Origin of the sequence: Rossellomorea sp. GCM10028870 (assembly GCF_042666755.1) — a bacterium.
Classification (GTDB): domain Bacteria; phylum Bacillota; class Bacilli; order Bacillales; family Bacillaceae_B; genus Rossellomorea.
On sequence record NZ_JBHTGN010000002.1, the window covers coordinates 427,324 to 441,675 of the forward strand.

At 43.5% G+C, this 14,352-nt stretch carries 16 protein-coding genes; 6 read left to right on the forward strand and 10 right to left on the reverse strand.

What is annotated here, in order from left to right; translation table 11 throughout:
* Positions 1-318: 318 nt before the first annotated feature.
* The 4 genes from ACFQWC_RS12940 to ACFQWC_RS12955 all read right to left on the reverse strand — a co-directional run bounded on the left by ACFQWC_RS12940 (position 319) and on the right by ACFQWC_RS12955 (position 1,992).
* Positions 319-690: a hypothetical protein gene (locus ACFQWC_RS12940; RefSeq protein ID WP_377107738.1), complete on the reverse strand. Its 372-nt coding sequence runs from the start codon at positions 688-690 to the stop codon at positions 319-321.
* A complete protein-coding gene (locus tag ACFQWC_RS12945) occupies positions 683-889 on the reverse strand; it encodes a hypothetical protein (protein ID WP_377107740.1) in 207 nt (68 codons plus the stop codon). Before ACFQWC_RS12945 ends, ACFQWC_RS12940 begins: the two co-directional genes overlap by 8 nt.
* A gap of 464 nt (positions 890-1,353) precedes the next feature.
* Positions 1,354-1,536, reverse strand: a complete 183-nt coding sequence (locus ACFQWC_RS12950) for a hypothetical protein (protein WP_299742462.1) — start codon at positions 1,534-1,536, stop codon at positions 1,354-1,356.
* 48 nt (positions 1,537-1,584) lie between these two features.
* Positions 1,585-1,992, reverse strand: coding sequence for a YbaN family protein (locus ACFQWC_RS12955; RefSeq protein WP_262371814.1), 408 nt, complete (start codon positions 1,990-1,992; stop codon positions 1,585-1,587).
* A 285-nt stretch (positions 1,993-2,277) separates the two neighbouring features.
* Here ACFQWC_RS12955 and ACFQWC_RS12960 point away from each other — a divergent pair, with 285 nt between their 5' ends.
* The gene (locus ACFQWC_RS12960) at positions 2,278-3,471 is read left to right on the forward strand and encodes a YhgE/Pip domain-containing protein (RefSeq protein WP_377108011.1); all 1,194 of its coding nucleotides are present in this window, start codon (positions 2,278-2,280) and stop codon (positions 3,469-3,471) included.
* Between the two features lie 226 nt (positions 3,472-3,697).
* The gene (locus ACFQWC_RS12965; RefSeq protein ID WP_299742456.1) at positions 3,698-3,868 is read left to right on the forward strand and encodes a hypothetical protein; all 171 of its coding nucleotides are present in this window, start codon (positions 3,698-3,700) and stop codon (positions 3,866-3,868) included.
* A 37-nt stretch (positions 3,869-3,905) separates the two neighbouring features.
* Here ACFQWC_RS12965 and ACFQWC_RS12970 read toward each other — a convergent pair whose 3' ends face one another.
* On the reverse strand, positions 3,906-4,886 hold the full coding sequence (locus ACFQWC_RS12970; RefSeq protein ID WP_299742453.1) for a DUF1835 domain-containing protein: 981 nt from the start codon (positions 4,884-4,886) through the stop codon (positions 3,906-3,908).
* Positions 4,887-4,984: 98 nt separating this feature from the next.
* Between ACFQWC_RS12970 and ACFQWC_RS12975 the strand changes: the two genes are divergently transcribed.
* Complete coding sequence (locus ACFQWC_RS12975) at positions 4,985-5,200, forward strand: substrate-binding domain-containing protein (protein WP_299742451.1); 216 nt, start codon at positions 4,985-4,987, stop codon at positions 5,198-5,200.
* A 458-nt stretch (positions 5,201-5,658) separates the two neighbouring features.
* Here the strand turns inward: ACFQWC_RS12975 and ACFQWC_RS12980 are convergent, their stop codons facing one another.
* Positions 5,659-6,981, reverse strand: coding sequence for an ATP-binding protein (locus tag ACFQWC_RS12980; protein ID WP_377107743.1), 1,323 nt, complete (start codon positions 6,979-6,981; stop codon positions 5,659-5,661).
* 503 nt (positions 6,982-7,484) lie between these two features.
* Here ACFQWC_RS12980 and ACFQWC_RS12985 point away from each other — a divergent pair.
* The 3 genes from ACFQWC_RS12985 to ACFQWC_RS12995 all read left to right on the forward strand — a co-directional run bounded on the left by ACFQWC_RS12985 (position 7,485) and on the right by ACFQWC_RS12995 (position 10,033).
* The gene (locus ACFQWC_RS12985) at positions 7,485-8,420 is read left to right on the forward strand and encodes an iron-hydroxamate ABC transporter substrate-binding protein (protein WP_377107745.1); all 936 of its coding nucleotides are present in this window, start codon (positions 7,485-7,487) and stop codon (positions 8,418-8,420) included.
* Positions 8,421-8,701: 281 nt separating this feature from the next.
* The gene (locus tag ACFQWC_RS12990; RefSeq protein ID WP_299742443.1) at positions 8,702-9,121 is read left to right on the forward strand and encodes an Rrf2 family transcriptional regulator; all 420 of its coding nucleotides are present in this window, start codon (positions 8,702-8,704) and stop codon (positions 9,119-9,121) included.
* Positions 9,122-9,136: 15 nt separating this feature from the next.
* Positions 9,137-10,033 carry an NAD(P)/FAD-dependent oxidoreductase gene (locus ACFQWC_RS12995; protein ID WP_377107747.1) on the forward strand — a complete coding sequence of 299 codons (897 nt, stop codon included), beginning with the start codon at positions 9,137-9,139 and terminating at the stop codon, positions 10,031-10,033.
* Between the two features lie 197 nt (positions 10,034-10,230).
* Here ACFQWC_RS12995 and ACFQWC_RS13000 read toward each other — a convergent pair whose 3' ends face one another.
* The 4 genes from ACFQWC_RS13000 to ACFQWC_RS13015 form a co-directional block, all read right to left on the reverse strand.
* Positions 10,231-11,634 carry a sensor histidine kinase gene (locus ACFQWC_RS13000; protein WP_377107749.1) on the reverse strand — a complete coding sequence of 468 codons (1,404 nt, stop codon included), beginning with the start codon at positions 11,632-11,634 and terminating at the stop codon, positions 10,231-10,233.
* Positions 11,624-12,328, reverse strand: a complete 705-nt coding sequence (locus ACFQWC_RS13005; RefSeq protein ID WP_341357549.1) for a winged helix-turn-helix domain-containing protein — start codon at positions 12,326-12,328, stop codon at positions 11,624-11,626. The genes ACFQWC_RS13000 and ACFQWC_RS13005 overlap by 11 nt, the downstream gene beginning before the upstream one ends.
* Positions 12,329-12,443: 115 nt before the next feature.
* The gene (locus ACFQWC_RS13010) at positions 12,444-13,322 is read right to left on the reverse strand and encodes a hypothetical protein (RefSeq protein ID WP_341357548.1); all 879 of its coding nucleotides are present in this window, start codon (positions 13,320-13,322) and stop codon (positions 12,444-12,446) included.
* A 133-nt stretch (positions 13,323-13,455) separates the two neighbouring features.
* Positions 13,456-14,343, reverse strand: coding sequence for a foldase protein PrsA (locus tag ACFQWC_RS13015; protein WP_377107752.1), 888 nt, complete (start codon positions 14,341-14,343; stop codon positions 13,456-13,458).
* Between the last annotated feature and the right edge of the window lie 9 nt (positions 14,344-14,352).

The following is a 14,352-nucleotide window of genomic DNA, read 5'->3' on the forward strand; positions in this document are numbered from 1 at the left end:
TATAAAAAATGAGCGGGGGTAAGAACCCCTGCTCATTTTTTACTTTGCCGGTTTGGATTAATTAAGCCGGTTTCTGAATTAATCAGGCCGGATTTCAAATAATCGAGCCACTTTCGGATTAATTAAGTCAGATTCTAAATAATTAAGCCACTTTCGCTCATAATTGAGCCGCCGTGTCGAATTTTCTTTATACTGCCCGCCTCTCCTAGAAAAATGGTCAGTCCCCTTGCCAAGGTATCTTTTTTAACGTGGTTGGTCAGGTTGTATAATAAAAAATGACGCAAGAACCACTCAAAAGATACGTGGTCCTTGCGTCTTTCATTTAAATGAAGTTGACTTTTGAATGATTTCTCCCCCTGGGCCTACACTATAATTAGCAATTGAATAGGATGCTGACCCTTCTCTGTTAAGCCCATCCTTATAATTAAACGTTATTTCCCAAGCCTTTAAATCACTACTGAAATGGGTTTCTTTAGACATGAGTTCCACGTCATCCATACTGATTTTTTCAAAGCTTGTTTCATTATGTTCCACTACATCTTTTTCAAATTGTTCCATGGCAATGGCTTCAGCTTTCTCACTTTCAATGATTCCCGTTCCGTCATCCGCACATCCTAACAATGAAAGGACTGTGATCAAGCTTACAACAGTCATTATTATTTTTCTAAAATGAGATTCCCCTCTAAACATTGGGTCCGCCACCTGAATGGTGATTCTGATTCATGGCTTGCTGGGAATGTCGGGCGGACTTTTCGTATGCTTCATCCCTGGGATTTCGGGACGTATTCTTTATGCTATCTCCGTAAAACTCCATCTTCCTGGAACCAATCCAAATTCTAATGCCAAAGTAAAGGACTAGAATTCCGACAAAAACAGAAAAATACATCATGTTGTTTCCCCCTCATTACTCTTTATGTTCGGTTAATGTCAATTATTTCAAATATTATGGTGTAGGGCAACACCTATTCAGAGATGCACCAAGGGGACAGGTTCCTTGGCTCCATTTAAGTGGCACAGGTGTTGTTCCTTTGCATTTCCCCTAAATCTTATCGAAATTTCCCGATGAAAAAACCTAAAATAAGATTGTCCGTTTTAGCTGGGAAATCGATATTTCATTGGTGCGCAGGCAGGTTTTGGAGTTGAATGGTGGAGTGAGGATGACCTTCGCTAACTAATCATTCCGGTTTCGAGGACAATCATGCAGGATTTAAAGTAATCAAGCCGCCTTTAGAAAAATCGTGCCGGGATCCCATTAATCATGCCACGTTCGTTCATAATCATGCCACGTTGTCGAATGTTCTTTATCTTGTAATAAAAAAAAGACTCGTCGCATCGACGGGTCTTTTGGCTGCATCATTTCAAAGGAAAAAAATATTTCTCCATTTCCCTTTCAGAGATAATCATTCTCGTGGATAAATCTGTCGTTCGTAAAACAAATTCCTTGATGCCAATATACTCCGATTCAGCAATCAAATAGAAGTGGGACCCTTTTTTGAACCCTCTGAAATCGCTTTTTAATTGATATCTTTTCAGCATTGTCTTTCGTAACTCCTTGGCTCATTCCAAGCCAGTAATCCCCATAGATTACTGGCTCTTCTCCACCTGATACGACTCCGGATAGATCGTTTCGATTTTTTTTATAAAATAATAATGCTTATATAAAGCGAGACCGATTAAGATGATCCGGACAAACAGGATATCCACGAATACTACTGAAAGCAGAATAAAGAAATCAGCCGTTACGTTGATCCTGATCTTCTCTTTCCGGGTCATCCCCTTCTTTTGAAGGAGGGCGAGAACATATTTATCATATATGACTGTGCTCTTAAACCAACGATCGATCCGCTTGGAGCTTTTTGCAAAGCAAAACGCGGCAAATAAGTAAAACGGGCCACCCGGCAGAACCGGAAGCACAGTGCCGGCAATCCCGAACACCAGGGATATCGAGCCAAGCAGCATAAACAGGATGCTCTTTATCTTTTTCAGTGTCATGATTGATTTCCCCTACCATCGCTAGATTAATAGACATTCATTATCTACTTTATTTTAACCTTCATTGTACTATAACTATAACAGGAAGGTCCGGGTAGTTGTTTAGGGGATTTATGTTAATTGTGTGGCGATTGATGGGTGGACTTGGAAGAGAGACTGACCCATAATTAAAAAAGTGATCACTCACTTTTTTATTGACTTTCCCTAAAAAGGAAGTAATATTAATCGTGAGTGATTACTCACTCCTTTTATATTTTTCTTAAACGGAGGTTCAAACATATGAAGATCTTCAAAAACAAACTGGTGCTGGCCTCACCTCTCATTGCATTGGCCATTATCTTTATTTTCTCCCTGACCCTGTTCCCATCGGTTCAGCCCCAACCGAAGAATTTGCCGATTGCGATTGTAAATGAAGATCAGGGTGTGCAGATGCCAGATCAACCAAAGATGAATATGGGCGAAACACTGCTTGAAAAGATCCAAACGATGTCAAAATCAAATACGGATGAAGACCCTGCCGTGAAATGGATTGAAGTAAAAAGTACAGAAGCTGTACAAAAAGGATTAGATAACCAAGAGTATTACGCAGCACTCGTCATTCCGGGGGATTTCAGTGCGAAGCAGGCTTCTTTGCGTACACCGGATCCAACTTCCCCTGAAGTGAAGATTTACATTAACCAAGGGATGAATACAATGGCTGCCACTGCTGCCGGACAAATGGTGAATGGAGTCGTCGACAATATGAACAACAATGTTCGCGGGCAGCTCCTTGATGGATTTGAGAAGCAAGGTGTCACCCTGACGCCAAAACAAGTCTCAAGCCTGGTTAATCCGATTACGAAAAACGTGACCAACGTGAATGAAATCGGGACGAATAGCGCAAATGGAAACGCGCCTGTGTCACTATTCCAGCCTCTCTGGATGGCAAGCATGGCAAGTGCAGCAATCATCTATCTCGCTGTCACCAAAGTATCCGCCTCCAATCGAAAAGAAAAGCTTGCAGCAAAGTTCCTCCAAATCCTGATCGGTGCGGTAGTCGCCCTTGTCGTCGGATTTGGTTTAACCTGGATGGCTGAAGGGCTGATCGGATTCACTATCCCGGATATGACCGATACCGCCTTGTTCCTGAGTCTCACGTCATTCAGCTTTTATCTCATGATCTCAAGCATTCTTTCACTGATCGGACTTAAGGGCATGCCCCTCTTTGTCTTAATGCTATTCTTCGGAGCACCACTGCTTGCCATGGCTCCTGAAATGATGTCGTCGTTTTATCGCGATTGGTTTTATTCATGGCTCCCAATGCGATTCATGGTAGAAGGTTTACGTGAATTGTTCTTCTTCGGAAAAGGGTTGACGTGGAGTTCATCTGTGTCGACGCTTGTGTGGATTGGATTGGGGAGCATGCTTGTGATACTGGCCACTGCCTTAAAACCAAGTGCTGGTGGAGAGGCGAAACCTCAAGCAAGTATAGAAGGTTAGTTGGAAAATGGTCAGGGCTTTTAGCTGCTGACCATTTTTTTATTGTATTTTTAATTTGAAGAGCTGCTGGAATAATTGTTCATTTTCACTTTATCTATTTTCATAGCGTGTTCAGATACATCCAGAGGTCTCATTGGATTTAACCTTTCTCCTCCTTGTTTAAATACAAGAATCATACACCCTCACATATGTTATAATTATCCAATAACCGAGAGGAGACCCATCCATGTCCAATGATGTCCTGTTCAGCATTTTCCCGCTATTGACCCTTTTGTTTTACCTGGCTCCCATTATATTCATCATCTGGTTCTTGATGAAGTTCCTGAAGATCCAACAAGAGAAAAACCGGATCCTGCAAAGCATTTCTGACAAGCTGGATAAGAAGTTGCAGGATTAGAGACAAAATGACGGGCGGGCGTGAAAGACCGCCCATTTTATTTACGTTTCACACTATAAAACCTCATCGCTTTCGGGACCCCTTCGATCTCAAATACGCCATTCATGATTAAATGCCTTACTCGATACTCAAAATATCCGTCTCCGATATATTGTTCCACATGGCCCAGCACTTCACCTATCAGTCGCGCTGATTTCATGAACCCCTGATTCTCCAACTCTTTATGCAGTTTTTCAGCTGTATGGATGATGTACTCATCATAATAATCTTCCCGGACCCTTTTTATTTCACCATTCTCCCAGATTCTCAATACTTCCTGTGTGGCAGACAGCTCTTGCCACTCCTCTTCGTAAGCTATTCTTTGTTCTTTATTCAATGGAGCAGATTCTTTTTCATATATGAGCCCTACCTTCTCTGGGGGAAGTTCTCCAGTGTGCAAGGTATGGGAATGGGTTGTATTCATGATATACAGATCGTTTTGCTTTTCTTTTAATAGATACAGAACATATCGCATGGCCGTTTGTTCGTGAGCATTTCCACCGACCCAAATCGTAATGGGAATATGATCAGGAATCGCCTCAATCTCCGATATCGTTTCATTGAACCTTTCAAGGAATTCCGCTAGTTCATCACCTTCAAAAAGAATATGATTTTCGAGCCATTCATAACGGTAATGAAGCCCTCGTTCTTCATGCAGTTTCCATACGGGACCGATGGAGAACACATCCGAAAAAGCGAGCACCTTAGCGTCTCCTACATCCCTTTCTTTTAAGGCCACTTTCAAACTCCCGGATGCAGAATCTCCAAACAAGATATGGACGGTTTCATAGTTTTTTACCGTCACAGCCTGACTTCTTTTATACTCCACAAAATTGTGATAGGTGTTCTTCAGATCTTTTAACAGCTGGGCTTGCTCTGTTTCTTCCGCCATATTGATTCGTAACAGTATGTGGAATAGCAGGGATTTCACTTCGTCCTCTGTTGAATGCTCCACTAGTTTTTTTATTTGATCAATCAATTTATTTCACCGCCTTAACATAGAAAAACTATCCATATTTTGTAATGATATCAAAGAGCGCAACGTTAAATCAGATGTATCGATAAACCAAATCGTTTATGATTCTTTTAATAAAGCCCGCTCCCATTAAAGCCATCAAAAACCAGGATGGTGACGGATCTTTCCTGGAAACACAGACATGGAGGAACATCCCTGCCTTTCAAAACAATAGAGTCATAGAATTAGATACGAAAGCGATCACGTATAGTGATCCAATCACACTGGAATATCTTCTGGATGTATTTAAAAAAGCGTTCCTTGAAGAGTTGAATTGATCTTACACTATATGAAAACCACATGGATTGTTGGAGTCCATGCGGTTTTTTTTATTTCCCTTGTCTAGTCGATCATAACGAAAAAGGCCAAGGGGACAGGCACCTTGGCTCCAACCCAAGACCTGGACCGAAGTACCCCAAATGACACCGGCCCTTCAACGCGTTATCAGGGAACGCGAATCAAGACCCAGAAAATCTATGTTAAGATGAGTGTAACTTCATCAACTTAGGAGGCTGCTAACATGAATAGAAGAGTAATCATATTATCGATCCTGCTAATCTTCCTGATCATTGGAATAGCCGTGTTATTTATATAAAATACATAAAGCTACATCCACTTATCCGAAATAAGCACCAAAATGGAAATGAAACTAGTAATCTCTCCATCCTGGGACAAGATGCCTTTCCCCACTGTCCCACCTCAAAAGCCAAGGTCCGTCCCTCGCTCCGGTAAAGCATTAACGCAGTGAGGGACGGACCTTTGTTGTTTGTTTGACGCTTTTTACTTTTTCTTCTCCCCCATGGATTGGAAAGGATAAGATGACGGAGGTTCCTTTGCCCGGTTTGCTTAGGACTTTGATGGTACCTTTCATGCCTTCCACGAGTTGGAAGGCGGTCATCATTCCGAGGCCCGTCCCGTTCTTGCCTTTCATGGAGAAGTAGGGTTCCCCTAGGCGCATGAGTTGTTCCTTGGTCATCCCGACTCCTGTATCATTAATGACAATGAACACTTTGTCTCCTTCTTGGTAGCTGAAGATTCGCAGCGTACCGCCCGTTTCCATTGCTTCAAGGCCGTTTTTCATGACGTTGATGAGAACCTGTTGCAGCTTGTTGGGATCGCCTTTGATTGAAAGGTGATGAAGGATGCTTGCCTTTAAGATGATCCCTTTTTTGACAGCAAGGGGCATGATGATCTCCTTCGAACGGTTGATCTCATTCCGGATCCCCACTTCCATCTCAAGCTCCGGGTGAGGCCTGGCAAAGTTCAAGTATTGGTTGATCACCTCTGTGGCACGGTCGATTTCACTGACGGCCACCTTCGACAGTTCGCTATTGGTGCTTACATTGGATGGATCTTCATTAATCAGCTGAAGAAATCCCTTTACAGTGGTCAGCGGATTCCGTACTTCGTGACTCATGCTCGCAGCCAGGTGACTGACCACCTGCATTTTCTCATATTTAATCGCTTCCACCTGAAGAATGTAGATCTTTCGGATGATTTCACACAAGTAAAAAACAAAGAACGTCGATCCGCTCAGGACAGCTGAATAAACCAGGAACGAGCTGGAATAATCGAAATCAAAAATCAGGGACGGGATCCATAATGAAAGAACCGAGTAACCGAACGACATCAACGTGTACCAGTACACCCTCGTCTTCCATGCTTTGTTCTCCAAATTAGGACGCATATACATAATCACAAACGTGAAGACAATCGCCATGATCACCGTAACCACTAATCCCGGACCCATCATCGGAGCACGGATCGCAATCATCGTGACAGCAAGCCAAGGTAAGACCCGCTTCCCACCGTATATCCCCCCTAATAGAAAAGGGATGAACCGCAAATCATAGACAAATCCATCTTCAAATTGAACGGACAAAGCCAGACTAAGCAACAAGAGAAGTGAACTGGCCAAATAGATCGAAAGTGGTTGAATGTGAAGCTTATGTACTTTATTTCTAGAAAGATAATTAAAGTTTAAAAGTAGAATAACGATCAAAATGACAAGAAGGTTCAACAGTAAACCAGTCAGCAAATCAGAATGATTCATCGCCATTGCTTCCCTACTTTCGATTATTTTTTTAATATTAACAAAAATCACTCATCAATAACTATTATAACGGAAATGGATGGAATTTGTTTCATCATTAATAAGTCCCGACTTAATGTTTTTCGACAGAGAGCGAAAGCCACGGGGACAGGTCCCTTGTCCCCGTTATAAATCAGGGCCTGCCCCGGCACGTTAGAGAATTATCCCAAGGGGGGCAGGTCCCCATCATATACCTTTGATCATATTATTCGTTTACTCGTTTCACAAACCATATTTCCACCTGTAGATGACCCATAAAGGTATGGGAACCTGACCCACCACTGTTCAATTTAAAGAACGCCCCCCTGTCTTTAAAGCACCCTTCGTATACAAAAAAAATCACTATAATTTCCAATTATCCAAACTTTTGAACCAATGTAAAATTTTATTGACAACCATAATCATCATTAGTATATTTAAAACATCATTGAGAATGATTATCAATATTAATTAGAAAGAAGGAAAACAAATTGAAAAAAATACTCATCCCCTTCCTGCTCATGGCAATCTTCATTCTTCATGCTTGTGGCAGCACCGAGACGGCAAAGACTGAACAAAAGGAAGAGAATGCTAATCAGAAATCAGCATCAGAAACCATTACATATCAATCAGAAACCGGCCCTGTTGAGGTACCGGCAAATCCTACCCGTATTGTGGCGCTTTCGAACGCTCCAAACGTACTTGCCTTGGATGGTGAAATTGTCGGGGTCGATGAATGGACGAATATGAATCCCCTGTTTCAAGAGAAACTGGAGGGAATTGAAGTGGTATCAGAGGAAAACATCGAGAAAATCGTTGAGCTGGAGCCAGACCTTATCATCGTGGGCTCACACTCGAAAAATATTGATAAGATGAGTGAAATCGCTCCTACAGTTGCATATACGTGGGGGAAATTGGATTACCTGGAACAGCAAATCGAAATCGGTAAGCTACTCAATAAAGAGCAGGAAGCAAAAAATTGGGTTGAAGATTTCACTACCCGTGCAGATGAAGCAGGGAAAGAGATTAAAGAAAAGATCGGTGAGGATGCCACTGTATCAGTCTTTGAATACGATACGAAATCGGCTTATGTATTCGGGAACAACTGGGCGCGGGGCACCGAATTATTATATCAAACAATGAAACTGGAAATGCCTGAAAAAGTGAAAGAAAATGCATTAGGACCAGGCTACTATGCCCTAAGCACTGAAGTCCTTCCAGAGTTTGTAGGAGATTATATCGTCCTTAGTAAAAACCAGGACGGTGACGGTTCATTTATGGAAACACAGACATGGAAGAATATCCCTGCTGTTAAAAACAATAGAGTCATAGAATTAGATACAAAAGCGATTACGTATAGTGATCCAATCACACTGGAATATCTTCTGGATGTGTTTAATAAAGCGTTCCTTGAAGAGATGAACTAATCTTACAATATATGAAAATCGCATGGATTGTTGGAGTCCATGCGGTTTTTTAATTTCCCTTGTTGCACTTATCCTTTTAACACGCTGGAATTCTCAAACAACCATTTCCACTAATCTTCCAGATCATCTACCTGTTCTTCTTCACACCACTTAATAAAACCGCCTCAATACAACCTTCACAATCTCCCACATTGACATATCCACAACAGTGAGATATCCTTGATTTAATCATAGATAAAAAGAGTCTTTAATATCTTCAATAACTCAGAAAGGAAGAAATTATGAAATACTCAAAAGCCACAAATTACGCATTACACACAATGGTGCATTTACTAACGGTACCGAAAGGAAGTACGATCGGGGTTCAAAGTTTGGCAGAAATGCAAGACCTTTCACCGACCTACCTTTCGAAAATACTGACCAAACTTGCAAAAGGCGGTTTGGTTGAATCGACACCGGGGGTTAATGGAGGATATAAGGTGTCAAAGAAGAATGATGAGATTTCGTTCCTCGATGTCATAAAGACTATTGAAGGAGAATCTAATTTATTTTATTGCTCCATGGATCATCGTGAGGGCTGCCTGATCGAGAATGTGATGATCGAGGCTGAGCAAAACATGAAAGACGATCTGGCGAACAGATTTCTCATCGATATTGCCAAAGAGATCGATGAAAAATCCAGGAAAGAAAACTCAATTTAAGGAGCTGATGAAATCATGTTAGATTGTGCTGTAATCGGGGGAGGTCCAGCCGGGCTGAACGCTTCCTTGGTCCTTGGCAGATCCCGGCGAAAAACGGTTTTATTTGATGATGACAAACCAAGAAACTCCGTTACCAAGGAGTCACATGGGTTTATCACCAGGGATGGAATAAATCCCTCAGAGTTAAGACGAATTGCCCGTGCAGAACTCGGAAACTATCCGGACGTTACAATCATAGAACAGCGAGTAGGAAAGGTCACGAAGGATCACCAGCGATTCACAATTGAAACAGAGGCCGGGGATGTTTATCATGCCAAGAAAGTAATCTTGGCTACTGGACTTAAGGAAACGTTCCCTGAAATAAACAGCCTCAAGCAGTATTATGGAACTTCTGTTTTTAGCTGTCCTTTTTGTGATGGATGGGAGTTGAGGGACCGTCCGCTGGCTGTCATTGCAGAAAATACGAGGGCTTTTCATATGGCAAAGGTTGTTTACAACTGGTCCAGCGACCTGATTGTGTGTACAAATGGAAACAAGGTCCTATCCATAAATGACAAGACGATTCTTGAAAACAAAGGGATAAGCGTGTATGAACAGAAGATTTCTTCCCTTATTGGTGAGGATGGTTATTTGAAAAAGATCTCGTTTGAGGATGGAATCACAGTCCGGCGAGAAGGAGGGTTCGTTGTACCGGAAATGGGGCAAGCATCTACCATCGGGGAAGAACTGGGGTGTGAATTCACTGATCAAGGCGCAATCATCACGGATGCAACCGGCCACACCAATGTGGAAGGGTTGTTTGCATGTGGCGACACCTCCATCATTGCCCCCTCTCAATTAATTATCGCAGCCGCTGCAGGCAGCAAAACAGCAATAGGAGTCAATGCAGCTTTATTTGAAGAGATTTTCTAAACTCAAGGAGGAGTATACGACAAAAAAAATTATTTGGCTGTTTTCAGTAGAACGGTCACAAAATACCGTAGATTGATATTTTTTTGAGTCAATTGTGGATATTATATATCTGTAATATATTTTTATAATAATTAAGCCTGCCCTCCATTACCTGGGGGCAGGCATATTTAAAGCGTTAGTTGAAACAAATACCCTACCTACAACGGCAACCGAATCACAAACTTCGTACCATTGCCTTTCTCACTGAAAACATCAATCGTCCCCTCATGCATGAGCACCAATTGCTTCACGATGGAGAGTCCGATACCGAATTCACCGTATGGATTATTCGTCCTGGACAGGTCCGCTTTATAAAACCTGCGCCAAATCGATCGGATTTCTTCGGAATCCATGCCGATTCCTGTGTCTTCGATTTCGATGACGGTTTCTGTCCCGGAAGTGGAGCCGCTTAACGTGATCGTTCCTCCAGAGGTGAATTGGATGCTGTTTTTCGTAATGTTGATCAATATTTGAATGAGCCGGTCATAGTCAGCGTGTATTATTGCATCAGGATCTGCAAGGATATTGATTTCGTTCCCCTTTTCTTCAGCCTGCAGGTCGAGCTGTTCCTTGATGACTTCGAAAACATCCAGTAATGGTAAGGTGACTTTCGTGATCGCTACCTGGTTTGCGCGGATTTTTTCATAGTCCAGGTTTTCGTTCACAAGTCTGATCAACCGCCTCGTTTCCTCGCTGACGAGACCGAAGCTTTTCTCTTTCTGTTCTTCGGGGATCATGTCGTTCCTGATTCCCTCAATGACACCGCGAATCGTGGTCAGCGGTGTTCTCAGCTCATGTGACACATCCGCCATGAACTGCCTTCTCCGGTTCTCGAGGCTGTCGATTTCCTCTTTGGATGCCCGGAGTTTCGTGACCATATTATTAAAGTCTTCAGCAAGATCGCCGATTTCATCGAAGTTGGAGCTTGGGACGTGAACATCGTAATGACCGGATGACACACGGGAAGTGGCATCCCTGATCCGCTGAATTCTTTTCACATGGAGCTTTGATAAGAACAAGCTGATCAAGAGAGAAATCGCCAGTGACAGGAGGACGATATACAGGAGATATCGATTGATTTCACTCAGCATTTCCCTCGAGCCGCTGATCGGTGAAATTAAGATCAGTCCGCCAGCCAGCTGATCATTGATGATCCTTGGCATGATGACGAGGGATACAGCCTGGTCAAAACGTCCGAAATCTTTTTTCAGCGGGACGGTTTCACCCCGTTCGATTTTTTGCCACTCTTCTTTGGAGAGCTCGATCCGCGGGTACACCCCTCCCCTGGAGAATGATACCTCTCCTTGGCGATTGAACGTGATCACATCGATGTTCCGGGCATGAAGCAAGTTGCTGTATTCCTCCAGATAAAGAGGTCTTCTCGGGCTTGGTCTTTCAAGGTCTGATAAAATTTTCTCCCCATACGACCTCAGTTCCGTGACCTTATTCTCGTAGACAAGATTTTCGACATACTGGGAAAACAGGAGGCCGAGGATCATGAAGGCGATTATGAGTACGCTTGTATGGCTGAGAAGCAGCTGATAAAGATATCTAAATTTCATCCCCGGCCGCCGTCTCATCGAATTTATACCCTACTCCCCAGACCGTATGCAGGTACGGCTGTTCCTTGCTGCCGATTTTGTTGCGAAGCCGCTTGATATGTACATCGACCGTCCGTTCGTCCCCGTAGAAATCATACCCCCATACGCGTTCGAGAAGCTGTTCCCTCGAGAACACTTGACGGGGATGCCGTGAAAGGTAATAGAGCAATTCAAATTCCTTTGGCGTCAGATTGGTAAGGGGAACGCCTTTCAGAAGGACTTCACGTGTTTCCTTACTGATTTGGAAGTCTGCCGTCGAAACATCCTGAGTTCCTGTCCCGTTGTTTTTCTCTCCTTGATACCGCCGCGAGACAGCACGTATCCTTGCCATCAGAGCAAGGGGTGAGAAGGGCTTGGTCACATAATCGTCGGCACCGAGTTCGAGCCCGAGCACCTGATCCGATTCACTGTCTTTCGCCGTCAGCATGATGACCGGGACCTGTGACCCTTCCTCCCTGATTTTCCTGCAAATGGTGACCCCGTCCATCCCCGGCAGCATCCAGTCCAGGATGACAAGATCCCAAATCCCTTCTTTATAACGCCGGTACCCTTCAGCCCCGTCGTGGACAAACTCTCCTTGTATGCCTTCTTTTATAAAAAACATCTCAAGCATCGACGTGACACTCTTATTGTCTTCTACTACCAGCACGTTCATCAACATCGCTCCTTTCCCGACTTCTTTCTATTTAAATTATAGTCGTTTTTACCCCTCGGTTCTAATTATTTCCTCATAACGAAAAACCCCGCTCACCTGGCGGGGATTTCCATCCTTATAATGTGGCACTTTGGGATTCGGCTGCTGGTTCCTCACTCTGTTCTGCCTCATGCACCGATCCATGAGGACCTTTTCCATGACCCGGACCACCGTGATGGCCCTTGCCGCCCTTTAGGAAAAAGAAGCCTTCTTCTTTATTAAAAGGGAAAAAATCCAGTTTCTTCGCTTCGTCGGCATGATCGGTCATGATTTCTTCCATCAGTTCTTTCGACGTCTTACCTTCTGTTTCAACGCCCAGTTCTTTAGCTGCTTTTAAAATGGAAGCTTCGAAAATTTCTTGTTTCAATTCATGATGGTCTTTTCCTTCTGTCTCAATTCCAAGGTCTTTTGCCTGCTTCAGAAGTGCTGCTTCCCTTACTTCATCAGAAAGCTCATCCAGGTCCTTGCCCTCGGTTTCCACTCCAAGTTCTTTCGCTTTCTGTTTTACCAGCGCTTCCCTTACCTCTTGAGAGAGCTCTTCCTGGTCTTTTCCGTCTGTTGCAATCCCCAGCTCTTTCGCTTTTTCGTTTAGTTCCGCCTGACGAATTTCATCCATGACGGCATGGTGATCCTTTCCTTCTGTTTCAATACCCAATTCTTTTGCTCTTTTTTCGAGTTCAGCATCCATGATCTCTTTCGCGAGTTCCCGGGTATCCTTATCAGTGGTGTCGATTCCAAGTTCTTCTGCTTTTTCCTTCAACTGTTCCTCATTCAGATGGAACATCCCGTTTCCACCGCCGCGATGTCCGCCAAATGCCGGCTTGGTCTCTTCGCTTACAACAGCCGAGTCATTCGTCTTCGCTGTGTCCTCCTCGGCAGCAAAGGCTGGAAGAGCCCCCAGGATCCCGACAGATAAGGCACCTGTCAGTACATACGTTAGGGTTTTCTTATTCATTTTTATTTCCTCCTTTAATGTGTTACAGGTATCGAACCCATCTATGTAGCTGACGATGAAGTCGGGATTCGATCCCCTGCCCTGTCATTTTCTCCAGAAGTTATGACCAAATCATGAACAAATAGTTGCCGGATCATGAACTTTTCAATAAATTTTCGATTTGGTACTCCTCTTTTTGTTCCTCAAGCCAGGTGCCATACTCCGTTTGAAGTGCCTGATCAAACAGAATATCCTTTATTTCCTCTTTATGATCGTCGAGAACCGCTTCCTTCGCGTCTTTTTTGTCCGTCAACTTGATGATATGATAGCCAAATTCCGTTCTAACAGGCTCACTGATTTCACCCTTCTTCATGGCAAACGCTTTCTCATCAAATTCCGTCACCATTTCACCTTTTGCAAAAAACCCTAGCTCTCCGCCTGATTCAGCGTTGGACGTATCAGTGGAGTATTCTTTCGCAAGCTCAGCGAAATCCCCTCCGTCATCAAGCTTGTCCTTCACTTCCTTGGCCGTTTCCTCATCCTCTACAAGAATATGGCTTGCCTCTACCTGCTCTTCCTCGGCAAACGAGTCTTTATTCGCTTCAAAATATTCTTTAATCTCATCATCCTTAATTGAGATTCTGTCCTTCAACAATTTTTCCGTTAACAAAAACGATTCGACATTCTTTTTGACACTCTTAAGACTCACTCCGCTCGAGGCCAATGCCTCATTGAATGCCTCTTCTCCCCCATACGAATCTTTCATTGACTCCAGTTCCTCATCGATCTCACTGTCCTTGACTGTGATTGCCTGCTTGTCACTCTCAAGCTCCACAATCTTCTCGGCAATCAGTGTATCCAGGGCCGCTTCACCATACTGATCCACAAGCGTCGTATACAAGTCTTCTTTACTGATCGACTTACTTCCCACCTTCGCCACCACTTCATCCTTCGAAAAGCCAAACATAACAAGCATCGTGCCGACGACGACAATGCCCCCTATGACACTCCATAACGTGATCGAACGCTTTTTTTTATCCACTCACCCGTA

Bases quoted from the DNA above. Each gene is read 5' to 3' on its own strand.
- ACFQWC_RS12940 (WP_377107738.1), bottom strand. From the start codon at position 690: ATGTTTAGAGGGGAATCTCATTTTAGAAAAATAATAATGACTGTTGTA.
- ACFQWC_RS12945 (WP_377107740.1), bottom strand. From the start codon at position 889: ATGATGTATTTTTCTGTTTTTGTCGGAATTCTAGTCCTTTACTTTGGC.
- ACFQWC_RS12950 (WP_299742462.1), bottom strand. From the start codon at position 1,536: ATGCTGAAAAGATATCAATTAAAAAGCGATTTCAGAGGGTTCAAAAAA.
- ACFQWC_RS12955 (WP_262371814.1), bottom strand. From the start codon at position 1,992: ATGACACTGAAAAAGATAAAGAGCATCCTGTTTATGCTGCTTGGCTCG.
- ACFQWC_RS12965 (WP_299742456.1), top strand. From the start codon at position 3,698: ATGTCCAATGATGTCCTGTTCAGCATTTTCCCGCTATTGACCCTTTTG.
- ACFQWC_RS12975 (WP_299742451.1), top strand. From the start codon at position 4,985: ATGATTCTTTTAATAAAGCCCGCTCCCATTAAAGCCATCAAAAACCAG.
- ACFQWC_RS12980 (WP_377107743.1), bottom strand. From the start codon at position 6,981: ATGGCGATGAATCATTCTGATTTGCTGACTGGTTTACTGTTGAACCTT.
- ACFQWC_RS12990 (WP_299742443.1), top strand. From the start codon at position 8,702: ATGAAATACTCAAAAGCCACAAATTACGCATTACACACAATGGTGCAT.
- ACFQWC_RS12995 (WP_377107747.1), top strand. From the start codon at position 9,137: ATGTTAGATTGTGCTGTAATCGGGGGAGGTCCAGCCGGGCTGAACGCT.
- ACFQWC_RS13000 (WP_377107749.1), bottom strand. From the start codon at position 11,634: ATGAAATTTAGATATCTTTATCAGCTGCTTCTCAGCCATACAAGCGTA.
- ACFQWC_RS13005 (WP_341357549.1), bottom strand. From the start codon at position 12,328: ATGAACGTGCTGGTAGTAGAAGACAATAAGAGTGTCACGTCGATGCTT.
- ACFQWC_RS13010 (WP_341357548.1), bottom strand. From the start codon at position 13,322: ATGAATAAGAAAACCCTAACGTATGTACTGACAGGTGCCTTATCTGTC.